Consider the following 22477-nt stretch of genomic DNA (forward strand, 5'->3'; position numbering starts at 1 on the left):
GAGTTACGGCGGTCATGGCGGAGGGGAAACGCCCGGTTACATTCCGAACCCGGAAGCTAAGCCCTCCAGCGCCGATGGTACTGCACTCGTGAGGGTGTGGGAGAGTAGGACGCCGCCGGACAATCTTTCCAGAACGGGTCACCCTCACGGGTGACCCGTTCTGCGTTTTCCGGACCCGTTTCCTCAGCCGGAGGAGTTGACGCTGGGATGACCGCAGGGCTACCGACGCAGGACGACGTGCTCGGGTACTTCGACACGTTGTCGAACTGGGGACGGTGGGGCGACGACGACGAAGTCGGCACCCTGAACTGAACCACATCACCGACGAGGTCCGGCTGGCGGCGGCGCGGGCCGTGCGCCACGGCAGGAGCGTGTCCTGCGCGTGGGAGGTTGCCGTACCGGACGACATGGAGCGGTCGACGACAACGTGCCCGTGCGCCGCCGACATGCCGGGCGCCGAGAACATGCCGCCTGCCTTCCACGCCGACCGGCGCTGGGGCTTCTCGTCCGAACGGCTCGGCATCATGTTCCACGGCAACACCCTCACCCACGTCGACTCGCCGGCTCACATCTTCTGGGACGGCAGCATGTACAACGGGCGGTCGCACTCGTTGGTCGACGCGGCAACGGGATCGGCCTGGGCGGCCGTCACGGCGGCGGCGAACGGCATCATCACGCGTGGCGTCCTACTGGACATCGCTGCGGCCCGCGGTGTGCCGTGGTTGGAACCGGGGAAGGGTGTGTTTCCCGACGATCTCGAGGAGGCCGAACGCCGCCAGGGCGTGCGGGTGCGACCCGGCGACGCGGTGCTCCTGCGCACCGGCTACGGCCGCGCCCGGCACGAGACCGGTGCGGCAGGCGGTTTCACACAGGCCGGCTGGCACGCGTCCTGCCTGCCGTGGCTCCACGAACGCGACGTTGCGCTGATCGGCGCTGACACCCCCAGGACGTCCAGCCGTCGGGGTACGACGACGTGTTGATGCCGGTGCACGCCGTGAGCCTCGTCGCGATGGGCCTCTGGCTGCTCGACAACTGCGACCTGGAGGCGTGCGCGGCGACCGCTGCCGAACTCGGCCAGTGGGACTTCCAGCTCGCGGTCGCGCCGGTCCGCTTCGCCGGTACCTCCGGCAGCCCCGTCAACCCGATCGCCACATTCTGACGTCAGGACGGCTTCGGGCCGCAGACGTAGCGCGGTTCCGCGTCGTAGCGCCAGCTGAACTTCTCCCGCTTGACCACCACGCCGCCCTTCTTGACGACCCGGAAGGCGTCCTGGGCGAAACCGTTGATGCCGTTGCTCGGAATGCACGACGGACCGGGTTCGAGGTGGATCACCTTCGGCGTGGTGATGTTGCGGCGCGGGCCGTACTCCGTCTTCACGCTGTCGTAGATCTTCGTGCTCCAGATCGACACGGTCACCGAACTCGACGTGAACGACGTGTCGATGAGCAGGCCGTACTCGGTGTTGTTGCGGAACTTGAAGTCCAGGTCCGGCCAGAAGATCGTCGACTCGATGACCGCCGGGTACCTGTCGAACCAGTACGAGTGCGGCTTGTGCTCGACGTCCTCCAGGCCGGCGTAGTAGGTGGCGTTGAACAGCGTCGTGGTGAACTGCGAGGTGCCGCCGCCGACGCCCGGCACCAACTTGCCGTCCAGGATCACCGGGGCGTCCCGGTAGCCCTGCGCGTAGCCCCGTTCGCCGGTGTGGCCGTTCAGCGAGAACGTCTTGCCCGGCAGGACGACGGTGCCGTCCACCTCCTTGGCGATGGTGGCGATGTTCTGGCTGCGCGACGACGCCATACCCCCGGTGAACCGGGTGGTGAAGGTGGACACCCGCTCCTTGATACCCAGGCCGGCCAGCTTCTCAGCGGTCAGCGCCGGCGGTGTCGGCTTCAGCTCGCCGGTGACCTCGCGTCCCTCCGACTTCGGCAGCACCGCCAGCAGGTCGCGGCCCAGATCGGCCGTGTCGAGCTGCTGGCCGGGCCGGCCGTCGACGACAGTGGGCCGGCCACCGGAGATGCTCATCGTGGCGTCCTTCGGCGGCACCTCGATGGCGTTCAGGTCGTCGCCCAGTGCAGTGCGCAGCCGCTTGACGTCCACGGTCGGGGTCAGCTTGCCGGCCTTGTCGGCCGTGAACCGCAGACTCTTGGCGATGGCGGCGGGCGGTACCTTCACCGAGCCCTTGTCGGTACGCAGCGTGACGGGCGCGGCGACCGCCGGCTTCGCCAGCTCGGCAACGAGCTTGTCCAGCTCCTCCGGAGTTGTCGCCGGGTGGCTCTCCACCAGCGGCACGGTGATCGGGTCACCGGTCAGCCAGCCGGCGCGGACCAGGTCGGCGGAGCGCTGCGGGTCGAGTGCCAGCCCAGGCTTGGGCTGGACGACCTTCGGAGTCGTGCCCTGGTAGGTGATCGCCGGCATGGTCATCCCGCGGGCCTCGTTGCCGAGCGCCTTGCCCAACGCGGCGTCCAGCCGGTCCACGTCGACGGTGACCACCGGGTCGACGGTGCGGGAGCCGACCAGTCGACTGACCGGGTGCGCGTCGGCCTCGGCCGCTGCCGCGACAGTGGCGGGTACGTCGATGGCCAGCCCCACGTCCGCTGGGTTGATGTCGGTGGTGCGCTGCCCGACGGTGACCCGCAGCGGCGCCGCGAGGGCCGCCGCGCGCCGGTCCAGCTCCGCGCGCAGCGCGCGGTCAGCGTCGGTACGGCTCCGGCCGCCCAGTTCGGCGCCGAGCACTGTGGTGCCCCGGGGGACGTCTCCGGCGTACGCCCAGGCGCCGGCGCCCGCCACGGCGGCGAACACGCCACCGGTCACGCCGGCCGCGAGGAGGATCCGCATCCGGCGGCCACGGCGTGGGGTGTCCTCCGGCTCACCGACGGCGGGCGCGGGCACGGTCGCCGGGCCGTCGTCAGGCCAGGCGACCGCGGTGACCTGCACGGTGGGCCGGTCGTCGGCGGGTGGACTTTTTTCGCCGTACAGCGTCACTACAACCTCGATCGCCAGGATGCCGCGGGAGGTCCACCCTCCCGGAGGACACCTACGGTAGCCAATGGCCAGCCGTGGTCGTGGCCTGCGCCCACCCGCGCGGGTACGGCGTGTCGTCCGGTGTGTCGTGCCGGGTCGGGGGCGGTGCCTGTGACGTGCCGCCGACCTGGCACGGTGACGGGGTGGGTACTGCGGAGCGGATGCTGGCGTACGGCGGTGGTCGGTTGGACCGGGCGGGTGCGCTGCGCACCGACGTGACCCGGCTGGACGCGCTGCTCGACGAGCCGGGCACCGTCGTCCTGCCGTTGTGGCGGGACCGCTGTCTCGTCGACGGGGACGGTCCGGTCCGGTTGACAGCCGAGCGGGCGTCGCTCGCCCGGTCCGCCTCGGGTGAGACCGTGTTCCTGGGCCTCGACGGTGACACTGCCGTGTTCGCCGTGGACCTGTCCGGGCTCGACGAGCGGTCCGCCGTCGAGATGGCAGGTGCGGTGCGGTCCACCGACGTGCGGGCGCTTGTTCCTCGGCTCGACGCGGACGGCGCGGCCGTGCAGGCGTACGCGCGGGGGTTGCTGCACTGGCACCGGCAGCAGCGGTACTGCGGCACCTGCGGTGCGGCGGCCGTGGTCGGCGGCGGTGGACACGTCCGGACGTGCACCAGCGCGGAGTGCGGACGGCTGCTGTTCCCCCGCATCGAGCCGGCGATCATCGTGCTGGTCGAGGCGCCCGGCCCGCCGGGGCGCTGCCTGCTCGCCCGGCACGTCGGTGCGGCCCCGGACGCGTACTCGACGTTGGCCGGCTTCGTCGAGGTCGGCGAGAGCCTGGAGGACGCGGTCCGCCGCGAGATGGCCGAGGAGGCCGGCATCACCGTCACCGACGTGACCTACCAGGGCTCGCAGGCGTGGCCGTTCCCCGCCGGCCTGATGGTGGGCTTCCGGGCCACCGCCACGTCCGAGGAGGTCCGTGTCGACGGCGAGGAGCTGCTGGAGGCACGCTGGTTCACCCGGGCGGACCTGCGGGAGCGGGTGGTCTCCGGTCGTACGCTCGGCCGGGTCGACGCGATCGACCACCGCCTGCTGCACGACTGGCTCGCGGGGAGCTAGACCCGTCGGCGGGCGGGCAGCGCCATCAGCACTGTCGTCACGAGGGCCGTGCCGAGGGCGAGCAGGAGGAGATCGGAGACGGTGCGGGGTCGCACGATCGCGGCGACGGTGACGAGCCCGGCCGTGCCCACCCACAGCGGTGCCGCCGGCCACCGTACGCCGGCCGCGAGACGATCGTTGAGAAGCACGAACGTCACCGCGTAGAGCCCACCGACCGCGGCGAAGATCGGCGCGTACCGGCCCAGGTGGGTGTAGTCCGGTCCACCGGCGAGCCGGAAGGCCAGCCCGCCGGCGAGCGTCGACGCGAGCACCAGCACCAGGCCGCACCCGCCGGTCACGGCGAGCGCCACCGTACGGCTGCGGCGGTCGCCGCGTGCCAGACGTGGCAGGGCGAGGACGGCGGCGACCTGCGGCGCCCACAGCGCGCCCTTGCTCAGGACCGTGCCCACCGCGTACGCCCCGGACCCGGACGGGGGAAGCAGTTGCCGGGCCAGGAGCAGGTCGGCGTAGGAGACGACGAGCATCGCCAGGGTCGCGCCGCAGCCGGCGGTCACCTGGGCGACTGTCAGGCGTGGCCCGGTGGTCGACCGGTCGGGTGTGCGGGCGATCCGGGCCAGCACGAACGGGGTGAGCGCGGCGGTCAGCGCGCCGGCCGTGAGCGCGCCGGTCAGTCCGGTGCCGAGCAGCAGCCCGGCGATCACCCCGCCGTAGCGGCCGGCGGCGAGCAGGGCCATCGCGGCGGCCAGTCGCAGGAACCGTTGGCTACCCTGCAACTCGCCTAGCGAACGGGACGACAACACGACCGCGGCGGTGGTGACCGCCAGCAGTGCGGGTACCTCGACGGGCAGGTCCAGGGCGGTGACCAGCAGCGGTGTCGCCAGGATCAGCGCCGCGGCGCTCATGGCGGCGGTCACCGCGGTGAGTCGTCGGGTGTCTGACGATCCGTGCCGGGCGTGGTGCACGGCCACGGCCAGTTGCAGGCCGAGGCCGGGTACGGCGGCGATGGCCACCAGGCCCAGGGCGGTGGCGAGCGCGCTGAGGCCGGCCGGGTCGAGCCGGCGGGCGGCGAGGACCGGCACCAGGTACGCCAGGCCGTTGACGAGGACGCCGGCCAGGGTGACGGCGGCTCCGGCCGCGCCCAGGCCGGTGGTCCGTCCGCTCGTCGGCGCCGTCTCCGTCGTCGACTCGGGACGGCTCATGTGATCTCGCTGAGGGTGGGCACGGTCGGCTCCGGCCGCTCGTCCGGGGTCGTGCGCTGGGCGGGAGCGGCGGGTGCCGCGGTCGGCCTGATCCGGCGTACGGGTCGTCGGCGGGCGGCGGTGGAGATCCAGAGGGCACCCAGCGCCACGACGATCGCGAGCTGCGAGGCGGCGTCGGTGTGCCGGTGCGCCGATTCGAGGTAGAGCCATCCGGCGAGCACGACGAGCCCACCGGGGAGCCAGGTCTCGACAGCCCGGCTGATCATCCGGGCCCGCCGGGGATCGGTCGTCCAGGGCAGGCGGCGCGGTCCGGGTACGGCCAGCATGAACCCGGCCGCGACGAGCAGGCCACCGATGAGTCCGCTGGACAGCACCAGCGCGCCGGCGCCCACGGCCAGCAGCGGCAGGGACCGGGTGAGTCGGCGCCGGCCGCGCGGTACGGCGGTGCTTGCGGCCGGCGTGCGCTGCGGCAGCACCGCGAGGAGGACCACCACCGCCAGCAGGATGCCGCCGAGCAGCAGACCCGCCCGGTACGTGGTGTCCGGGGCGAAGCGCAGCACCACCTCGCCGGAGACGCCGGCGGGGAGGATCCAGCCCTGCTGCCAGCCGTCCACCACCAGTGGCGTGAGCGTCCGCCCGCCGATGGTCGCCTGCCAGCCGGTGTTGGTGTTCTCGCGCACGGCGAGCACCCGGTCGACGGGGCGCTCGTCCACCCGTACCAGTCGTTCGGTGGCCGCCCACGACTCGACCTGGATGGTGCTGGCGGCCACCGCCGGGGCGGGCGCGGTCTTCTGCGGGACGAGGGCGACCAGGGTGGGTGCGGCAAGCGTGCCGGCGATGGCGACGACGCGGTGCTCGCCGCGGTCCAGGTCCAGGCGCCGGGGAGTCTCCTTGCCGCACGGGGTGGCCGGCATGTCGCGCAGTTCGAGCAGGTCGCGCAGGGTGCCGCTGAGGGTGGTGGTGACCCGGGCCGTGCCGACGGCGAGCGTCGGCCCCGATCCGCAGGCCAGCTTCAGGGGCGTGTCGAGGCGTGGCGCGACGGTGGACGCCCCGGGCAGCACTGTCACCTCACCGACCGCGACGGGCAGCGACTCCGGCAGCCGCAGCTTGTACGGATCTGTGCTGGTGGCGGACGGCTTGTCGAGGAACTGGATGGTGATCTCGTCGGTGCGCATCGGCGGGTCCAGGCGGAGCAGGCCGTCGTCGCCGAGCAGGCTGCTGCGGAAACCGTCGTCGCCGACCACCCGGACACTGCCGATGCGGGTCGCGGCCGCCTCGTCGTCGACGGAGAAGCGGAGCCCGGTGATGGTCTGCGGCTTGAGCCACTTGAGGCGCAGGATCGGGGCCTCGTCGTTGGCCGCCGGCGACCAGCTGGTCGCCGGGTTGCCGTCGAGCACCACCCCGGCCCGGCCGGTCGGGTCGGGCACCGACGTCGAGGAGGCGCTGATCTGCGGCGCGAGGCGCAGCGGCTGCGCGTCCGCCACCAGCTTGTCGAGGGTCGCGTCCAGGTCCGGGCCGGGTGTCGGCCGCGCCCACAGCCGGGCGTTGTACGCGCCGGCGCTGGGCAGGGTCAGGGTCCGGTCGACGGTGGACGCGTCCTCGGAGCCGCGGATGGCGTCGGTGGAGCAGCGGGGCCGCCCGTCGACCGAGAAGCAGGCAGGTGTGCTGGGGGCCGCCGACATCACCACGGTCGCCGGTCGGGTGGTGGCCGGTGCGGCGGGAAGCACGAGGGTCCGGCTGGTCCTGATCCCGGGAATCTTGATCTCGGCGATGCCGACCGACCCGTTGCCCAGCGAACGGAGGTCGTACGCGCCGTCGACCGAGACCTGGACGTCGCGGGTGGCGTGGACGCCGGGCAGTTCGAAGACCATGTGGTCGGTGAACTGCTCGATGGTGCGGCTCTCGTATCCGGCGGTGACGGTCACCGTCGTGGGAAGCGCGTCGGCCTTCAGGTCGAACCACACCTCCACCCGGGTGACCCGGGTCGGGTTCGCGAGGTCCACCTCGATCCACTGTCTGTCGCTGGGCGCGTACGGGGCGGACTGCCAGGAGGTCGCCGGGTTGCCGTCCATCGCCGCGTACGGCTGGTGCTCCGGACGGGCGCCGCCGGGCGAGTCGACCTGCGACCGCGCCGTCGACGCGCGGATCGCGCTGATGCCCTCGAAACGGGCGACGGTGGACCGCTCCGCGCCCCACTCGGGCAGGTAGTCGTGCGCCGGCGCCGACACGTCGAAGGTGTCGTCGGCGGTGAGGGTCTGGGAGGAGTTGTCGCGCAGCCGGCCGAACGACACGTCCCGCCTGCGGAGCCCGTCGGTCATGGCGACCGGGCCGGCCTCGCCGGGCGGCGCGTCGCCGGCCAGCACCGTGGGCGCCGCGCTCAGTTGACCCGCCGCGGCGAGATCGAGAAGCGACTCGGGGCCGCCGACGACTGTGGTCACGTCGTCCCGGTCGTATGCGACCACCGGCTCGACGGCCCGGTCGACCCGGTACACCTCCAGCGCACGTACGGGCACGTCGAGGCCCTGGTCGCGGAACTCGTCGGGGGACGACGGGCCGCCGCGTACCGGGCCGAACGAGGTGACGCGGGTCAGCCCCGGTGAGCGGTCCAGGGCCTGCCGGACCACCGCCGGGCGGGCCGTGTCGGAGCGGCCGTGGTCGAGGTCGGCGCGGAACAGGACGTGGCTGATCCCGGATCGGGCGAGCAGGTCGGCCAGACCGCTCGAGCCGGCGCCGGTGGCGAGCGTCGCCTCGATGGCGTCCAGCAGCCGGATCGTGGTGGGTGGGGTGAACGGGATGGCGTTGCGGACGGCCCACCGGCTGTCCAGCAGCGGCTGGGTGATCTCGTCGGTGGTGCTGCCCCAGTCGTACGACGGGAAGCGCGCGCCGGGAACGACGAGGACCCGCCCGCGGCCCGTGTTCGCGTCGAGCCAGTCGGTGGCCTCGTGCCAGTAGCCGGGCACGTCCTTCACGCTGCTCGGTGTGGCGAGGCCGCCGGCGAGCGCGGGCGTGGCGACAGTCGCCACGGCGACCATTGCCACGCCGGCGGTGAGCCAGGCGCGCGCGACGGTGCGCGGGCGCTGCCGTTCGGGTGCCGTGCGGGCCGCCCGGACGGCCAGGCCGATCAGGTGCGCCATGCCGAGTGCCAGCGGCAGGCGCAGCAGGACGTCGAACTTGTGCACGTTGCGCAGCGGTGCGCCGATGCCGTCCAGGAACTGCTGCTGCGGCCCGGCGAGGATGTTCGGCAAATCGCCGACGTGGCCGAGACCGACAAGCGCCGCGCCGAGCACCAGACCGGTGACGAGGAACCGGCGGTGCGGCATGCCACGGCGGGACAGCCCGAGGACGCCGAGGGCGGCGACCGTCAGGGTGGCGGCGACCAGCAGCGCCTCGTTGCCGAGCCGTGAACCGGACGGGATCGTCGGCCCGAACGGGGAACCCAGGTAGGCGACCCAGTAGGACGCGCCGCGCAACGTCGTCACCGCGTCGGTGACGCTCGTGGTGTTCCGGGCGGTCTCGATGTAGTCGAGGAATGGCGGGCTGTACCGCCCGAGGACCAACAGCGGCACCAGCCACCACGCCGTGGCCAGGGCGACCGCGCCGCACCAGGCGGCCAGCGCGGTGACGCGACGGCGTACGGGCGTGAGGGTGGCGAGCCAGAGCAGGGCGAGTGGCACCACCGCGGCCACGGCCGTGGCGTTGACGCCGCCGGCGCAGGCCACGGCGACGGCCGACCCGGCGACGGCACGGCGCAGCGGGGTGGTGCCGCGGGCCAGACCCACAAGCGGGATGAGCACCCACGGGGCGATGGCGCTCGGCCACGCCTCCACCGACGACCAGCCGAGCTGGGTGAGGATCCGGGGCGACAGGGCGAAGGCGACACCCGCGATCATGCGTCCGGCGGGTGTGCCGATGCCGAGCCGGCCCGCGAGCCGCACCGCACCCAGGTACGCGACACAGAAGAGCAGTGCCCACCACAGCCGCTGGACCACCCACGGCGCGAGACCGGCCTCCGACCCGAGCAGGAAGAACGGACCCATCGGCCAGAGATATCCGTACGCCTGGTTCTGGAGCTGACCGAACGTGCCGGTCGGGTCCCACAGGTGCAGCGAGCGCAGCAGCCACCCGGCCGGGTTGACGTTCAGGTCGACCTTTGTGTCGGGGACGACCTGCCCCGGGGCCTGCTGAAAGGCGAGGGCGGTGAGCGCGATGCAGATGGTCAGGTGCCGGAAACGCCGTGCCGTACGCCGGGTACGACTGGACGCCGGAGCGACGCCACCGGTCACCTCTGCACGCATTTCGGCTCCTGTCTCCGCCGGCCGGGACACGCACGCGCAGCCGACATGTGTCGCGCGACGTTATCCGGACCGGGCACGGACGGGCGACCTGGGGCGCTGCGGTGGCGTTATCGGGAGAACGGCCGTCCCCACGGCGTGTAAGCGTGTGGCAGGCTGCCGACCATGTCAATGCCAGAAGCTGAGGCCGGGACGCGTGCGGAGGGCGTCGCCGGCGATGGCGACGGGCCGGGGCCGCTCGGCCGATGGCTCCGGGCCGACCGGGTTCGCGCGGTCGCGGTCGCCCTCATCATCGTGTCCGTCGCCTGGCGCGCCGGCCTCGCCGCCCGTGGCTGGTTCTCCCAGGACGAGTTCGTCATCGCCGCGCAGGTCCTCGACACCAGGCTGGACGCGGATTACCTGCTGCGGACGTTCAACAACCACCTCATGCCGGGCGGTCTGCTGGTGGCGTGGGCGATGGTGCGGGTGGCCGGCTTCGCCAGCTGGCCGTGGGTGCTGCTGCTGGCGTTCGGTCAGGCGGCGGTCGGTGTCGCCCTGTACCGGCTGCTGCGGGACCTGCTCCGGCCGGGCTGGGGGCTGCTGATCCCGCTGTGCCTGTTCGTGTTCAGCCCGCTGACGCTCGAGGTGTCGTCGCTGTGGCTGGTCGGGCTGCTCGTGCTGCCGACGCAGTTGGCGCTGGTCCTGGCGGTGTCGGCCCAGGTGCGGTACGTGCGGACGGGCCGCCTGCGGCACCTCGTCGCGGTCGCCTTCTGGGTGGTGTTCGGGCTGCTCTTCGACACCAAGGCCCTGCTGATCGTGCCGCTGCTGTTCCTGCTGACCGCGTTCCTGTTCACGTCGGGGCGCGTGTGGCGCAGCCTGATGACGACGGTGCGCCGGCACTGGCCGGCGTGGCTGGTGCTCGGTGCGCTCTCCGGGGCGTACCTGGCGTTCTATCTGACCCGCCCCGCTCGTGAGCTGGACGAACCCACGTCGGTCGGTCAGGTCCTCACGTTCCTCGGTGACCTGGTCGGCGACACCGTCGTGCCGGGTCTGCTCGGTGGACCGTGGCGGTGGACCTACGCCGGTGACGGGCCGCCGCTGGTGGACCCGTACGAGATCGCCAAGTGGTTGTCCTGGGCGGTGCTGCTGACGCTCGTCGTGGTCACGGTGCGGCGACGCCCGTCGGCCGGGCGGGCCTGGCTGCTACTCGTGTGCTACCTCGGCCTGGTCGCGGCGCTCTTCGCGGTGACCCGGCTCGGTGGGCCGCTCGGCCCGCTGGTGGGCGTGATTCCCCGGTACGTCGCAGACGTGGTGCTGGTCGCCGCGATCTGCGTGGGGGCGGCCCTGCTGGGGACGAAGGACGCCGACGAGGACGACGTCTCCGCGTGGCCGGTGCCGACGGTCCTGCGGGAGCCGGGGGCCTTCGCGGTCGGCCTGGTCTCGATCATCGTCCTGCTGGCCAGCATCGGGGTGGGCACGCTGTGGAGCACTGCCCGTTTCGGGGACAACTGGAGCACCAAGTACGGGCGGGACTACCTCGCCACGGCGCAGGCCGAGCTGGCCGCCGCGCCCCCGAACACCGTCTTCTTCGACGCCACCGTCCCGGAGCGGGTGGTCGCCGGATACTTCTGGCCGGACAACCTCCAGTCGCACTTCTTCCGGCCGGCCGAGCGCAGGCCCACGTTCGTCGAGCTGGCCGAGAGGCCGTCGACGTTCGACGAGTCCGGCCGGATCCGTCCGGTCGTCGTGGAGGGGCGCAAGATCGTGCCCGGCCCGGTGGCCGACTGCGGGCACCTGGCCGAGGGCGGGCGGACCACCCGGATCATGATGGACGGCTACCTGGAGGAGTGGCCGTACGTGGTGCACTTCGGCTATCTCAGCTCGGGCGACTCGACGGCGCTGTTCCAGCTCGGCGACGCCACCCGGGAGATCACTCTGCGGCGCGGCCTGAACGAGGTGTTCTTCCTGCTGGAGGGCGCCGGCGACTCCGTCCGGATCACCGTGGCCACCCCCGGGGTCGGGGTGTGCACCAAACTGATCACCGTCGGCCGGGCGGTACCGGCGCCGTGAATGGTTGACCGACCCGCCGACGTCGGCACCCCGCGGCGGTGGGCGCGGGACACACTGCCGTTGTACGCCGCGGCGGTGACCGTCACGGTGCTGGTGCTCGCTCCGCTGGCGGCACCGGGGTACGCGCTGCTGTACGACATGGTGTTCGTGCCCCGCCAGCCGTTGACCTGGGATCTCGTCGCCCCGGCGCAGAGCCTTCCCCGTGCGGTGCCGATGGACGCGCTGGTCTCCCTGGTCACCCAATTCGTGCCGGGCTGGCTGGTGCAGCGGTCGGTGCTGGTCGGTGCGGTCCTGCTGGCCGCCGTCGGGGCCGGCCGGCTGGTGCCTACCGACCGACGTGCGGTCCGGCTGTTCGCCGCTGTGGCGTACGCGTGGACGCCGTACCTCGCCGAGCGGCTGCTGATCGGGCAGTGGGGGCTGCTGCTCGCGTACGCCGCGCTGCCCTGGTTGGTGCGGGCGGCGCTGGACCTGCGGGCGGGGCGACCCGGCGCGCTGGCCCGGGTGGTGCTCGCCGCCGCTCCCGCCGCGATCACGCCGACCGGCGGGCTGATCGCGCTGGGTGTGGTGGTCCTGCTGGTGCCGCAGCGCCGCATCCCGGGCCGCCCACTGACCCGACCGGTTCTCCTGAGCGCCAAACGGGCGCGCGAGATGAAGTACGCGGTGGCCGGTCTGACGCTGCTCAATGCCCCCTGGGTGGTGGCGGCCCTGGTCACCGGCGCCGGTGGGTCCTCCGATCCGGCGGGGGTGGCGGCGTTCGCGGCCCGCGCCGAGAACTGGGCCGGCCCGTTGGTGGCGCTCGCCGGTACCGGTGGCATCTGGAACGCGCAGGCCACCCCCGGCAGCCGCGGCGCGCCGTTGGTGCCGCTGGCGACGCTGGTGCTGCTGGTCCTCGCCGGTGTCGGTGTCGGGCTGCTGCGGCGCCGGCTGCCGGCGGGTACGACGTTGCGGCTGGGCGTGCTGGCCGGGGCCGGCTACCTTCTCGCCGCGCTCGGGGTGCTCCCCGGCGGGGATGCGGTGCTGCGCTGGGCCGTGGTGCATCTGCCCGGCGCGGGGCTGCTCCGCGACGGGCAGAAGTTCCTGGCCCCGTACGCCCTGCTGCTGGTGGTGTGCGCGGCCCTGGGCGCCGAGCGGCTGGTTAACCGGATCGACCGGGAGGTGGCGGGGGTGGTGCTGGCCGGGCTGCTGCTCCTGCCGGTGGCTGTCCTGCCGGACCTCGCGTTCGGCGGCGCCGGCCGCGTCCGCCCGGTGAGCTATCCGGCGGAGTGGCGGACGGTGGCCGGGATCATCGAGGAGGAACCGGGAGAGGTCCTCTCGCTGCCGCTGAACGCCTACCGGGCGTACCCGTGGAACTCCGGTCGGGTCGTCCTGGACCCGGCTCCCCGCTACCTGCCGGGCACGGTCCTGACCGACGACACGCTCCGGGTCGGCGACGTCGCCGTGGCCGGCGAAAATCCACGGGTCCGCGAGATGCGCCGAGCGATGGCCGAGGACCGGCCTGTCTGGACCACCGGGGTGCGCTGGGTCCTCGTGCAGCACCAGGTCTCCGGCGACCTGCCCGCCGGGACGCTCGACGGCCTGGCACTCATCCACCAGGGGCCATTCCTGAGTCTGTACCGCAATCCGACGATCGTGCCGGGACCCGAGGCGTCGGGACCGGCCCGACTGGCCGTCGTCGTGGCGCTCGGCGTCGCCCTTCTGGTGGTCATGACTGCCATCTTTTCGGCGCTACACCGGCGAGCTACCGCGTGGTAACGTCCGCTCGCACGTCTCGCCATTGGAGGATTGGCATGCGTAGAGCTCTGACCCTGGTCGTGTCCGGCCTGGTGGCGGCGTTGCTGGGGATCCTGGCCCTCGGTGGGCTCTCGGCCGCCGCGACCGCCACCGACGAGGAGGCCGCAACCGAGGCCAAGAACGTCTCGGAAGCGGCCAAGCGCAACGGAAAGCAGGACCCGTACGCCCCCGAGGTTTACGGCAACAGGTAGGACGGCTCGCCCCGCCGCTGTACCGGGCGGGGCGACTCCGCACCCTCCAGCAGTGCCGCGAACCGTCCGCCGGCGGCCTGCCAGGTGAAACTCGCCGCGTGCTCCCGGGCCTGGGCGCCCATCTCCCGCCGCGTCTCGTCCTCGTGCAACAGCGTGCGCACCTTCAGCAGGTAGTCGTCGATGTCGTCGGCCAGCAGGCCGGTGCGCCCGTCGACGACCGCCTCGGCCACGCCTCCGGCCTCCCGGAACGCCACCGTGGGCGTACCCGCGGCGCCCGCCTCCACGATCGTCAGGCCCCAGCCCTCCTTCAGCGAGGGGGTCAGGGCGACCCAGGCCGAGGCGAGCAGGGCTGCCTTCTCCTCCTCGGTCACGAAGCCCCGGAAGTCCACCCGCTCGGTGATGTCCAGCTCCGCGGCCATCTCCCGTAGGTGCGGCTCCCACCAGCCCTGACCGGCGACGACCAGCCGCAACTGGGGCAGCTCGTCGGCGAGCGCCGCGACGGCCCGCAACGCCACCTCGACCCGCTTGTGCGGCACCAGGCGGTTCAACGTCACGAGCAGCGGGAACGGCGCCCGCTCGACGTCGGTGGAGGGCAGCTCCGGGGTGCCGTTGTGCACGACGGTCACCTGCTCGGTCGGTACGCCGAGGGTGGCCAGCTCCCGGCGGGTGGCCTCGGAGACGGTGACGTAACGGCACCGCTGGTAGACGCGTACGGCGAGGGACGACTCGATCCACCAGCCGAACCGGGCCGCCCACTGTGGAAGGACCACCGGCCACTGCTCGCGGTGCACGTGGTGGATCAGCTTGACCACCGGCCGCCGTGCCCACAGCGGGGAGAGGAACGGCAACCCGTTGCAGACGTCGACGAGGACGTCGGGGCGGCCGCCCCGACGCGCCGCGAGCGGACCGACACCCAGCGCGCCGGCCAGGTAGCAGAGCGCTGCCCACAGGTAGACGGTGTGCCGCCCACCGCGCCGTACCACCCGGACGCCCGCCTCGTTGACCTCGTCGGCGGGCGCCTCGCTGTGCGCGGCGCAGAAGAGGGTGGCGCGGAAACCACGCGCCACCAGCTCGGCGGCGATCCGTTCCACGTACACCTCGGAACCGCCGCCCTCGGGGTTACGGGTGTCCCGCCAGTTGAGGAACAGCACGTGTCCGGGCATGCCGAAGCTACGCTCCACGCGAACCCTACTCTCAGGTAATTTAGGGACGCGCGTCACACTAGGGGGTGGGGCTGCCGCCCGGCAATGCCCCGATGGGCCGGCGCTCTTCGACTCCGCTACGCGCCGGCCGTCGGCACCGGGGCGCCCGCGGCGACGGTCGGCGGAACGGGTGCCGCCTCGACCGGCGGCCCGGCGACAGGCGCCGGCGTGACCCGTCGGCGCCGCCGTTGCGTACCGAGCAGTTGCAGGGGCCGTTCGACGCCGTAGTAGCTGACTGCCGCGTACACCAGGCCGAAGGCCATGGTCAGGGCGAAGGTGTTGAGCAGTCCGCCGCTGAACAACGGCCGGTCGTCGAGCAGGTAGATGAGTTCGATGACCAGCGGGTGCCACAGGAACAGGCCGTACGAGACGGCGCCGAGCCACCGGGCGGAGGAACTGGCGAAGACCTCCTTGACCCGGCTCGGCCCACCGAACGCCACAGGGATCAGGATCAGCACCGCGATCGCGAGGTACAGGGCCAGCTTGACGGCGAACTCGGCTGCCGTCGGACCGGCGAGGTCGCGGGGACCGGCGACGGGCGTCGTCGCGATCGCCATGAGGGCGACGGCCGCGGCCCAGCAGGCGAGTGGCGCGGAGGCGAGGTCGTCCAGCACGCGGAAGGCGGCGGGAGCGGTCCCGGTCCGCAGCGCGACGTGCGCCGCGCCCAGGGCCATGCCGGCGCCGAACCACCCGCCGTACGACGGGAGCCACATGGTGTGCAGGGCGTTGTCGAGCAGGCCGAACCCCATCATGGTGAGCCAGCCCGCGGTCAGCAGCCCGCCCGCGCTGACGATCGCGATGGTGCGGACGGGACGCCAGGACCGACCCACGGCGAGGACGGCGACCAGCGGCAGGAGCAGGTAGAACGCGACCTCGGTGGCGAGGCTCCAGGTCTGGCTGAGCCCGTAGCGCAGCTCGCCGGGCTGGTAGATCTGGGTGAAGGTGAGGTGGCGGATCCAGTCGCCGGCGGACGCCGGCCGGTTCTGCGGCAGGACGACGAGGCAGACCAGCACCGCCAGCCAGTAGGCGGGCAGGATCCGCAGGGCGCGGCGCCACAGGTAGCGGCCGGCGCGCGGCCGGGGCCGGCCCGTGGCGGCGCTCAGCGCCCACGGCCGGAACAGCAGAAATCCGGAGAGTACGAAGAAGATGGCGACACCGACGTCGAGGCGTGCCAACCAGCCGCCCCAGGTGGTGTTCATGGTGACGGCGGTCTGGAACCCGACGTGGTGGCCGACGACCGCCACGGCGCCGATCGCTCGCAGCGCGTCGAGGGCGGGGAGTCGGCCGGCGACCGAAGGCTCCGAAACTGTTGGCGCGGCGGCTGCGGACATCTGGACATCCAGGGGGTCGCTTTGAAGGTGACCGGGGAGTAACCTCCCGCCATGTTAAGGATCGGGAGCCCCGGACAACAGGTCGTAGGGCGGCAGGTTACAGGAGGATGAGTGAAGCTACGCGTGGGCGCCGCGCTCTTTGGGCTCGGCGTCTTGTTGCTGGTCTTCGCGGCTGGGCTGCCGTTCTACGTGGCGCCCGCCGTGTCCAAGCTCCCCTATGACCTCGAACCAACGACGTCCATCGCCGAGGCGAAGGACGCGAAGTTCTTGAAGATCACCGCAAGCGGAAGCTCGGTGAGCATCGAGGTCCCGCAGGGCGACCTGCGGTCCAGTGTCGAGGTCATTCCGCAACCCGACGACACGAAGAACCGGCTCCCGAAGGAGCTCAAGGGCGACGCGGTGATCTGGGACGTCTTCCAGACCGTCAAGCGTGTCGACACCGAGGAGGTGGTCAGCCAGTACAGCACCGAGTTCGCTCTCTACCGGATCTCCGGCGCGGCCGCCCCGTGGAAGGACCAGTGGCTCAACGAGAGCGGGGCGAACGAGACCCCGGTCGGCAACGTGAGCTACTCCGGTCAGCTCTACAAGTTCCCGTTCGGCGCCGGCAAGCGGGACTACCAGGTGTTCGACCGTGACCTGAAGCGGGCGCTCCCGGCGAAGTTCACCGGTACCGAGAAGATCAAGGGTATCGAGACGTACCGCTTCGAGCAGCGGATCGAGAACGAGGTGCTGGCCACCCCGGAGGCCAGCATCCAGACGCTGGTCGGCAAGTTCGCCCCCGGCGCCACCAGCGGCCAGATCGTCTACAGCAACACCCGGACGCTCTGGGTCGACCCGGTGACCGGCGCCTACATCAACGTCCGGGAGCAGCAGCGCAAGGAGCTGCGCCCGAACACCGGCACCCCGACCGTGCTGCTGGACGCGGACTTCAACTACACCGACGAGACGGTGAGCCGCAGCGCCGACACGGCCAAGGACAACCGTTTCAAGATCGGCCTGATCAGTCTCTGGGGGCCGATCGTCGCTGGTGTCCTCGGTCTGCTCGCCCTCATCGCCGGCGTGTGGCTGGTGACGCGGCGGAACGACGGTGGCGCCGCCGCCCGGCACCGCGCCGAGCCGGCTCCTGTCGCGCCGGCCGTCGACTCCACTCCGACCCGGGTGGACCAGGAGCCGGTACGCGACACGGACACCGTCGAGCAGCCCAAGCCCCAGCCTGTGGGTGGTCCGCTGACCGACGAGATCCCGCCGGCGTCGACGAACTGGAAGTCCGACGACCCGACGGTGCCGACCCAGCGTCCGGCCCCCGGCGAGGTGGAGCAGCGCTGACGCGCGTACGACCGGCTGTACGACCTGAGGGGTGGACCGCGCTGCGGTCCACCCCTCAGTGCTGCGACGACCTGGGCACTTTACATTTGTTACCTGATTGTAATTGGTCGATTCTTTGTCACCCTTCGTGGCGCACGCAGGAAGTTGTGTCGGCCTTGCCCACTCTTCGCCCGTTTTTCGTGGCTGGTGGATCAACGCTTCGTGAGGTCATGGCATCGATCGGTAGCGCGAGTGTTACCGGCGGGTAGTTGGGGGGTTGTGACCTGCGCCGCAACAGGTGCACCATCAGACTCGGTTCGTTACCCGCCGGTAACAGATGGCGGGCCGGTGCGGGGCCGCCAGTTCGGGCCGGCCACCCGCCCGCATCCAACGAGGAGGAGCCCGTGCAGAAGCGGTTGGACAATCAGGGCACTACCCGCTGGCGGCGGTTCGCCGCCATGATGGTGCCCGCCACGGCGGCCGCCGGCGCCATCCTGTTCGGCATGTCGACCGGCGCGATCGCGTCCGACATCACGGTCTCCGGACAGACCTTCAAGATCGGCGCCGACCGGCTGGAGGGCGACGGCTTCAAGCAGTATGGCGGCATCGTCCGCGAGAAGGGCAAGGACGGGAAGCCCGGTCAGGTCCACCCGGTCGCCCTCTCCGAGATCAGCAGCGCCGAGCTGTACAACCTCTGCCAGTCGGTTCGCGCGGACCTGCCCGGCCTGCCGGTGGTGCTCACCATCAACGCCGGTGACGGCAAGGAGCCCGCCCGGGCCAAGGACCTGCTCATCGCGATGGACTCGCTGGGCGGCAACGCGACTTTCACCAACATCAAGATCGGCCGGGACGCGACCGACCTGAACCCGACGGCGCAGGCCGGATCGTTCGGTCAGAACTCCGAGCACGTCACCATCACCAACCTCCAGCAGGTGTCCCGCTACACCACGGCTGCCACCTTCAACCTGGTCGGGCTGCGGCTGAAGGTCAACGTGGGCGACGACGCCAAGGGCAAGGAGTGCTTCTGAGGTGAGGCCCGCGGTGGTCGACCACCGCGAGCCAGCCCGTGTCCCCGTCCCCGCTCCGCCAGGAGGAGTACGTGACAACCACCAACCCGGCCCACGTCCGGCCCGGCGGTCCGGCTCAGGTGTGGCGGAGCTTCCGCCGCTGGCAGCGAAGTCGCCCGTTCTGGGGTGGCCTTCTCACCGCCCTGGCCGGGGTGGAGATGTTCGCCTCCACCCGGATGACGCTCAACGGGCTGAGCTTCCACAGCGGCGCCACCGGTCTGCTCTCCCTGCTGATCCCGGTCATCCTGGTGGCCTGTGGCCTGCTGCTCTGGTTCAGCCCGGCGCAGCGGCCGTTCTACTCGATCGTCGCGGCGGTCACCACTGTCTACTCGCTGATCGGGCTCAACCTCGGCGGCTTCTTCGTCGGCCTGCTGCTCGGCATCGTCGGCAGCGCGCTCGCCTTCGCCTGGACGCCGACCAGTTCGGTTCCGCCGGCGCCGGTCCAGGCCGACGAGCCGACCGCCGAGCTGTCCGTCGCTGAGCAGGACGTCCCCGAACACGTCGTCGCTGAGCAGGACCTCCACGAGCAGCCTGTCCCTGAGCAGGTCGCTCCGGAGCAGGTCGTCGTCCGGGAGCAGGTCGCTCCTGAGCAGGTCGTCGTCCGGGAGCAGGTCGCTCCTGAGCAGGTCGTCCGGAAGCAACCCCTTCCGGAGAGGGGGTTGGCCGACGCCGGCCCGCCGCCCGATTGGCCGGGACGGTCTGTTGATCCGCGTACCCTCGGTGTCGTCCTGGTGGTGCTCGGCCTGGCCGTCGTCGGTCTGGCCGCCCAGCCCAGAGCCGTGCAGGCCGCGCCCAGTCGCCCCACCACCGCCTGCCCCACTCCATCGCGGACCGTCACCCCGTCGCCCGGTCGCACCACGGCGACCCCGACACCGACGCCGAGTCCGCAGCGGCGCGGCAACCTGATCGGCGACATCCTGGACGGGATCGGTGACCTGTTCACCGGCGGAGACCGTCAGGAGAGCGCGTCGCCCTCGCCGAGCCCGACTGTCCAGCCGAGCGGGACGCCGACGACCCGCCCCGAGCCCGGCACCTGCCCACCGTCACCCCCCGCCAAGCCGGGTAGACCGGGGACGCCGGACAAGCCGGGCGCTGTGGAACCGGGCAGACTGCTGCCACGCATCGCCGCCGACCCGAGCCTGCCGAAGGTGGCGCAGACGCCGTCCAAGCTCACCGGGTCCTCGGTCAAGATGACCGGCCTGCGGTTCGACGGGATCACCGACCTGCGCACCGAGAAGGGCGACCTCAAGGTGCTGAAGTTCAGCATGCGGGAGGCGGTGACCGAGGACTTCCTCCTGCGTGCCGACGGCCCAGCGGGGCGCAGCCAGGAGTACGCGACCGACCGGCTGACCGTCAGCGGTGACGTGGCCTTCTACTCCACCCGGTTCGTCGGCAAGCTGCTCGGCATCAAGATCACCTTGACTCCGGATCTGCCGTTGCCGGACGGCATCCCCGTCACCCTGCCCATCGCGGTCACGTTCACCGATCCGGTCATCGACCTGGCGTACGTCACCAGCAACACGCTGACCGCCCGGCCGACGTTGGCGCTGAGCCTCGGCTGAACAGCGCGGTGACAAGGGCCCCGGGTGCCGACGGCACCCGGGGCCTTCGTCACCTCAGATCCGGGCCAACGCCCGCCGCAGCGGATCGAGACCCAGGGCCCCCAGGTCCAACGCCTGCCGGTGGAACTCCCGCAGGTCGAAGTCGGCGCCCTTGCGGGCCTTGGCGTCCTCGCGGGCCTGGAGCCAGATCCGCTCGCCGACCTTGTACGACGGCGCCTGCCCCGGCCAGCCCAGGTAGCGGTTCAGCTCGAAACGCAGGTTCTCGTCCGGCACCCGGCAGTGCGCCCGCATGAACTCCCAGCCCAGCTCCGGCGTCCACCGCTCGCCAGGGTGGAAGCCGAACGGGTTGTCCCGCGGAATCTCCAGCTCCAGGTGCATGCCGATGTCGACGATCACCCGGGCGGCGCGCATCGCCTGGCCGTCGAGCATGCCCAGCTTGTCGCCCGGGTCCTCCAGGTAGCCCAACTCGTCCATCAACCGCTCCGCGTAGAGCGCCCAGCCCTCACCGTGCCCGGACACCCAGCAGAGCAGCCGCTGCCAGCGGTTGAGCACGTCGGCCCGTACGGCGGTCTGCGCCACCTGGAGGTGGTGACCCGGCACGCCCTCGTGGTAGACGGTGGTCACCTCCCGCCAGGTGGAGAACTCGGTGATGCCCTGCGGCACCGCCCACCACATCCGGCCGGGGCGGCCGAAGTCCTCGCTCGGCCCGGTGTAGTAGATGGCGCCGTCGCTGGTCGGGGCGAGGCGGCACTCGATGCGGCGAACCACCTCCGGAATGTCGAAGTGGGTGTCGTTCAGCTCGTCGAGCGCCTTGTCGGCGAGGGCCTGCATCCAGTCGCGGAACGCCTCCTTGCCCTGGATGGTCCGCGCTGGGTCGGCGTCCAACGCGGCGACCGCCTCGTCGACGGTGGCACCCGAGCCGGCGATCCGCCCGGCGACGACCCGCATCTCCGCCTCGAGGCGGGCCAGCTCCGCGAAACCCCAGGCGTACGTCTCGTCCAGGTCGACCTTCGCGCCGAGGAAGTACTGCGAGGCGAGTTCGTACCGTTCCCGCCCGGCGGCCTGCTTGTCCCGGCCGTGCGGGGCCAGCTCGGTACGCAGGAACTGACCGAACTCGGCGGTCGCCGCGGTCGCCGCCGCCGCGCCCCGGCGCAACTCGGATCCGAGCGTGCCGTCCGCGTCCAGTCGTTCGACCATCCCGTGGAAGAAGTTGTCGCCCGTCGGGTCGGTCCAGATGTCGCACTGCTTGGCGACCTCGACCAGCTGCACCTTCGAGCTGACGTGGCCGGCGGCGAGCGCCTCACGCAGGGTGGTCTTGTAGCCCTCCAGTGCGCCGGCGAGACCGTTGAGTCGGGAGGCGATGTTGGCCTGCGCCTCTTCCGTGGCGGTCGGCATCAGGTCGAACACCATGCGGATCCCGTGCAGTCCGCTGGTGATGACGCTGATCTCGCTCGTGGTTTCGCCGGCGTCGTACCTGGCCAGTTCCAGGCCGAGCCGTTCCTGCATCGCCTCCTTGGCGATCCGTTCCGTCTCGGTGTCCGGCTCGGTCACCTCCAGCTCGGCGAGGGTCCGCCGGGTCAGGTCGGCACGCGCCCGGTAACCCTCGGGCGAGAGGTCGTCGAGTTCGTCGTCATGGCCGGCGATGCCGACATAGGTCGCGTCGGTGGGGCTCAACGGCGCCCACTCGGCCACGTAGCGGTTAGCGAGTTTATCGATTTGTCCCACACGCCGACCCTACGTGAGATCGGCTCCCCGGTGTCGTCGCTGCTTGCCGTGATCGGGTCATCCGTCCCGACCGGGTGCGACGTCCGAAAGGCGCGCGACTTTGTCGTACGGTTGCGGCAAAGTGTCAGGGGTGACCACCGATACCACTCCTGACAAAGCGCCGGTCCGCGCCTGGCTGCCGGGCTTCCTCGCCCTCGCCGCGATCTGGGGTTCCAGCTTCCTCTTCATCAAGATCGGCGTGGCCGAGCTGCACCCGGTCCAGCTCACGCTCTACCGGGTCGGCACCGGTGCCCTGACCCTGCTTGTCGTCCTCGCGATGCTGCACGACCGGCTGCCCCGCGAGCCCCGGGTGTGGGCGCACCTGACCGTCGTGGCCGCGTTCGGCGTGGCCGTGCCGTTCACCCTCTTCGGGTACGGCGAGCAGCGGGTCGAGTCGATGCTGGCCGGCATCTGGAACGCGACCACCCCGCTGATCGTGCTGCCGCTGGCGGTGCTGGTCTTCCGCACCGAGCGGCTGACCGCGCGCCGCGCGATCGGCCTCGGGCTGGGCTTCCTCGGTGTGCTCGTGGTGCTCGGCGTCTGGGAGGGCGTCGGCGGAGCGCACTTCGTCGGGCAGTTGATGTGCTTCGGCGCCGCCGCCTGCTACGGCATCGCCATCCCGTACCAGAAGCGGTTCGTCGC

Annotated in this window: 15 protein-coding genes, 1 rRNA gene and 1 pseudogene; 11 read left to right on the forward strand and 6 right to left on the reverse strand. The window is 71.9% G+C overall.

Going from position 1 to position 22477, the window contains the following annotated elements:
• The first annotated feature begins 4 nt into the window (after nt 1-4).
• From rrf to FHG89_RS33670, 3 genes are all read left to right on the forward strand, one after another.
• Nucleotides 5-121, forward strand: a 5S ribosomal RNA gene (gene rrf, locus FHG89_RS11295).
• A gap of 250 nt (nt 122-371) precedes the next feature.
• Nucleotides 372-980, forward strand: coding sequence for a cyclase family protein (locus FHG89_RS33665; protein WP_244295357.1), 609 nt, complete (start codon nt 372-374; stop codon nt 978-980).
• Nucleotides 980-1159, forward strand: a complete 180-nt coding sequence (locus FHG89_RS33670; RefSeq protein WP_244295358.1) for a hypothetical protein — start codon at nt 980-982, stop codon at nt 1157-1159. The genes FHG89_RS33665 and FHG89_RS33670 overlap by 1 nt, the downstream gene beginning before the upstream one ends.
• A 2-nt stretch (nt 1160-1161) precedes the next feature.
• On the opposite strand, the gene FHG89_RS11305 is transcribed toward FHG89_RS33670, so the two are convergent.
• Nucleotides 1162-2982, reverse strand: coding sequence for a VanW family protein (locus tag FHG89_RS11305; protein WP_139584330.1), 1821 nt, complete (start codon nt 2980-2982; stop codon nt 1162-1164).
• Between the two features lie 200 nt (nt 2983-3182).
• Between FHG89_RS11305 and nudC the strand changes: the two genes are divergently transcribed.
• Nucleotides 3183-4082, forward strand: a complete 900-nt coding sequence (gene nudC / locus FHG89_RS11310) for an NAD(+) diphosphatase (RefSeq protein ID WP_139584342.1) — start codon at nt 3183-3185, stop codon at nt 4080-4082.
• Here the strand turns inward: nudC and FHG89_RS11315 are convergent.
• Nucleotides 3979-5281: pseudogene (locus FHG89_RS11315) on the reverse strand (polysaccharide biosynthesis protein). The gene nudC and the pseudogene FHG89_RS11315 overlap by 104 nt on opposite strands.
• Entirely contained in the window at nt 5278-9576 is a 4299-nt protein-coding gene (locus FHG89_RS11320; RefSeq protein ID WP_139584332.1) for an alpha-(1->3)-arabinofuranosyltransferase, read from the reverse strand. Before FHG89_RS11320 ends, FHG89_RS11315 begins: the two are co-directional and overlap by 4 nt.
• 168 nt (nt 9577-9744) lie before the next feature.
• Here FHG89_RS11320 and FHG89_RS11325 point away from each other — a divergent pair, with 168 nt between their 5' ends.
• The 3 genes from FHG89_RS11325 to FHG89_RS11335 are packed head-to-tail and all read left to right on the forward strand — an operon-like array spanning nt 9745 to nt 13604.
• Nucleotides 9745-11622, forward strand: coding sequence for a hypothetical protein (locus FHG89_RS11325; protein ID WP_425280169.1), 1878 nt, complete (start codon nt 9745-9747; stop codon nt 11620-11622).
• Entirely contained in the window at nt 11623-13374 is a 1752-nt protein-coding gene (locus FHG89_RS11330) for an MmpA family trehalose lipid delivery protein (RefSeq protein ID WP_139584334.1), read from the forward strand.
• A 35-nt stretch (nt 13375-13409) separates the two neighbouring features.
• Nucleotides 13410-13604: a hypothetical protein gene (locus FHG89_RS11335; protein WP_139584335.1), complete on the forward strand. Its 195-nt coding sequence runs from the start codon at nt 13410-13412 to the stop codon at nt 13602-13604.
• Here the strand turns inward: FHG89_RS11335 and FHG89_RS11340 are convergent.
• Nucleotides 13589-14767 carry a glycosyltransferase family 4 protein gene (locus tag FHG89_RS11340; RefSeq protein WP_139584343.1) on the reverse strand — a complete coding sequence of 393 codons (1179 nt, stop codon included), beginning with the start codon at nt 14765-14767 and terminating at the stop codon, nt 13589-13591. The genes FHG89_RS11335 and FHG89_RS11340 overlap by 16 nt on opposite strands.
• A 116-nt stretch (nt 14768-14883) precedes the next feature.
• Nucleotides 14884-16137 (reverse strand): acyltransferase family protein, encoded by a 1254-nt coding sequence (locus tag FHG89_RS11345; protein ID WP_139584336.1) that lies wholly within the window; start codon nt 16135-16137, stop codon nt 14884-14886.
• Between the two features lie 111 nt (nt 16138-16248).
• Here FHG89_RS11345 and pgfA point away from each other — a divergent pair, with 111 nt between their 5' ends.
• The 3 genes from pgfA (at nt 16249) to FHG89_RS11360 (ending at nt 20071) form a co-directional block, all read left to right on the forward strand.
• Complete coding sequence (pgfA, locus tag FHG89_RS11350; RefSeq protein ID WP_139584337.1) at nt 16249-17463, forward strand: cell envelope lipid trafficking protein PgfA; 1215 nt, start codon at nt 16249-16251, stop codon at nt 17461-17463.
• Between the two features lie 383 nt (nt 17464-17846).
• Nucleotides 17847-18470: a DUF6230 family protein gene (locus FHG89_RS11355; RefSeq protein ID WP_139584338.1), complete on the forward strand. Its 624-nt coding sequence runs from the start codon at nt 17847-17849 to the stop codon at nt 18468-18470.
• A gap of 71 nt (nt 18471-18541) precedes the next feature.
• A complete protein-coding gene (locus FHG89_RS11360; RefSeq protein WP_139584339.1) occupies nt 18542-20071 on the forward strand; it encodes a DUF6114 domain-containing protein in 1530 nt (509 codons plus the stop codon).
• A gap of 54 nt (nt 20072-20125) precedes the next feature.
• Here the strand turns inward: FHG89_RS11360 and FHG89_RS11365 are convergent, their stop codons facing one another.
• Nucleotides 20126-21796, reverse strand: a complete 1671-nt coding sequence (locus tag FHG89_RS11365) for a DUF885 domain-containing protein (RefSeq protein WP_139584340.1) — start codon at nt 21794-21796, stop codon at nt 20126-20128.
• 130 nt (nt 21797-21926) lie between these two features.
• Here FHG89_RS11365 and FHG89_RS11370 point away from each other — a divergent pair.
• Nucleotides 21927-22477, forward strand: a 551-nt coding sequence (locus FHG89_RS11370; RefSeq protein WP_139584341.1) for a DMT family transporter, incomplete at its 3' end; no start/stop codon positions are given.

This window comes from Micromonospora orduensis (genome assembly GCF_006228125.1).
GTDB lineage: Bacteria > Actinomycetota > Actinomycetes > Mycobacteriales > Micromonosporaceae > Micromonospora > Micromonospora orduensis.

What these genes read in the sequence shown, in the direction of transcription:
- FHG89_RS11340 (WP_139584343.1), bottom strand. Translation starts at nt 14,767, where the DNA reads ATGCCCGGACACGTGCTGTTCCTCAACTGGCGGGACACCCGTAACCCC.
- FHG89_RS11335 (WP_139584335.1), top strand. Translation starts at nt 13,410, where the DNA reads ATGCGTAGAGCTCTGACCCTGGTCGTGTCCGGCCTGGTGGCGGCGTTG.
- FHG89_RS11320 (WP_139584332.1), bottom strand. Translation starts at nt 9,576, where the DNA reads ATGCGTGCAGAGGTGACCGGTGGCGTCGCTCCGGCGTCCAGTCGTACC.
- FHG89_RS33670 (WP_244295358.1), top strand. Translation starts at nt 980, where the DNA reads ATGCCGGTGCACGCCGTGAGCCTCGTCGCGATGGGCCTCTGGCTGCTC.
- FHG89_RS11345 (WP_139584336.1), bottom strand. Translation starts at nt 16,137, where the DNA reads ATGTCCGCAGCCGCCGCGCCAACAGTTTCGGAGCCTTCGGTCGCCGGC.
- FHG89_RS11325 (WP_425280169.1), top strand. Translation starts at nt 9,745, where the DNA reads ATGCCAGAAGCTGAGGCCGGGACGCGTGCGGAGGGCGTCGCCGGCGAT.
- FHG89_RS11330 (WP_139584334.1), top strand. Translation starts at nt 11,623, where the DNA reads ATGGTTGACCGACCCGCCGACGTCGGCACCCCGCGGCGGTGGGCGCGG.
- nudC (WP_139584342.1), top strand. Translation starts at nt 3,183, where the DNA reads ATGCTGGCGTACGGCGGTGGTCGGTTGGACCGGGCGGGTGCGCTGCGC.